Annotated in this window: 1 pseudogene; it reads left to right on the top strand. The window is 43.4% G+C overall.

The window, feature by feature from the left end:
- Positions 1-2,328, top strand: a pseudogene (locus FNW52_RS20940) (hypothetical protein); the annotation flags it as partial.

Here is a 2,328-nt window from a genome sequence, read left to right as displayed (position 1 = left end):
GATAAATTATACACCGGGAAGTTTGGCTGCAACAACATGGTACAGAAGAACAGTTACCTCAGGGGGTTGTTCGGATACCTCAGCAGCAATTCAAATTACGGTAAGTCCAGTAATAGCGGGCAATACGGTAAGTGCTATCCAGACTATTTGTACGGCAACCACACCAGTGGCATTAACGGGAAGCACGCCAACAGGCGGAAGCGGAGCTTATGTGTATTTGTGGGAAAGCAGTACCACGAGTGCCGTAGCGGGATTTGCAACGGCATCAGGAACCAGCAATACGATAAATTATACACCGGGAAGTTTGGCTGCAACAACATGGTACAGAAGAACAGTTACCTCAGGGGGTTGTTCGGATACCTCAGCAGCAATTCAAATTACGGTAAGTCCGGTAATCGCCGGTAATACGGTAAGTGCTGCGCAAACTATTTGTACGGCAACCACACCAGTGGCATTAACGGGAAGCACGCCAACAGGCGGAAGTGGTGCTTATGTGTATTTATGGGAAAGCAGTACCACGAGTGCTGTTGCTGGATTTGCAACGGCATCGGGAACCAGCAATACGATAAATTATACACCGGGAAGTTTGGCTGCAACAACATGGTATAGAAGAACGGTTACCTCAGGAGGTTGTTCTGATACCTCAGTAGCAATTCAAATTACGGTAAATCCTGCTTCGGGAGGGGGAACTGTTGCAGGAAGTGCAACAGTTTGTACGGGAATAAACAGCACAACATTAACATTAAGTGGTCACATAGGAGCAATCACACGTTGGGAGTCATCATTGGATAACTTTGCAACTGCAGGTACTCCAATTGCGAATACAACAACAACATTAACGGCTACTAACTTATCGACAACTACGTATTACCGAGCAGTTTTGACCAGCGGTGTTTGTGCTTTGGCAAATAGTGCCTCAGCAACTGTAACAGTAAATTCAATAAATCCGGGAGTGATTGACAAAGGTACTACTAATCCAGGACCAGGTTGTGATCCATTGAATCCTACTATTACGACAAACACTACCTCTGCTTCAGGTTTGGCGGCAGTTACTTACTCCTGGGAGAAAAGTATTGATGCAGGAAGCAGTTGGACTACAATACCAGGAGAGAGTAACTCGAATTACCAGATACCCTCACTTAGTGTTACAACTTCTTTTAAGCGTATAGCAACGGTAACGTTAAATTCGGTTACTTGTACCTCCGGATCGAATGTGTTAAAATACGAAGTTTATCCTTTGCCTATTGTAGCCTCTATTACTCCTATAGGCGTTTCTATCAAAGTTTGCGAAAACATGACTTTTCAACTTAGTAATAGTACACCAGGAGGAGTTTGGAGTAGTGTTAATCCGATTTTTGCTACTGTCGATAATTCAGGACTAGTCACTGGTATATTAGGTGACAATGATGCTGTTATTAATTATAAAGTTACTGATGGTAACGGTTGCTTTGATGTTAGTACTAGAACGGTACATGTCAAAGCATTGCCAACGGCCACTTTATCTGGGACGACTACGATTTGTGGTGGTAGTAGTAATTTATCCGTTGCCTTAACTGGTACTCAACCATGGATTATTACATATACTGATGGTATAACACCGGTTACTATCACTGGAATTACTACAAGTCCTTATGCTTTTCCGGTTTCACCAGGAACCACAAAAACGTATTCTTTAACTTCCGTGAGTGATGTAAATTGTACCGGTACTTTTTCGGGAAGTGCGGTTGTAACTGTCAATAGTCAGCCAGTTTTTACAACATGTCCAGGCAACCAAGCCGCTAATACAACGGCTGGGACTTGTTCTGCAGGGGTAAATTATTCTGCAATAGCAACTGGTGCGCCAGCGCCAACATATACTTATGTATTTACTGGAGCAACAACGGGAAGTGGAAGCGGTACAGGTTCTGGTTCGACTTTTGACAAGGGTGTCACCAATGTAACAATTACAGCTGTGAATTCTTGTGGTAATGCTACTTGCTTGTTTACAGTAACAGTAAGCGACAACATCAAGCCTATATTCACGGCACCGGCCAATATGACAATCTTCACCAGTGCAACTTGTACTTATGATGCATCGGTAACGGCAACGGGAGACGTAACTGATGAATCGGACAATTGTTCAGTAGGATTGCAGGCCACTTTTGGGGATGTTGTTGCGAATGGATCTTGTCAAGGGTCTCATGTAATTACAAGAACTTGGTCTCTAGTTGATGGTAGTGGAAATGCTGCTGTGACCAGAACTCAAATCATTACCGTTAAAGACACGACCAAACCAGTTGTTCAAACTGCAGCATTAAGTTTAGATGCTACACTAGAATGTTCAAATGC

The sequence above is a fragment of the Flavobacterium sp. ZT3R18 genome (genome assembly GCF_007097385.1).
Lineage (GTDB): Bacteria > Bacteroidota > Bacteroidia > Flavobacteriales > Flavobacteriaceae > Flavobacterium.
Note: the sequence above shows the minus strand (reverse complement) of the source record. Positions and strands in the feature narration are given on the sequence as shown.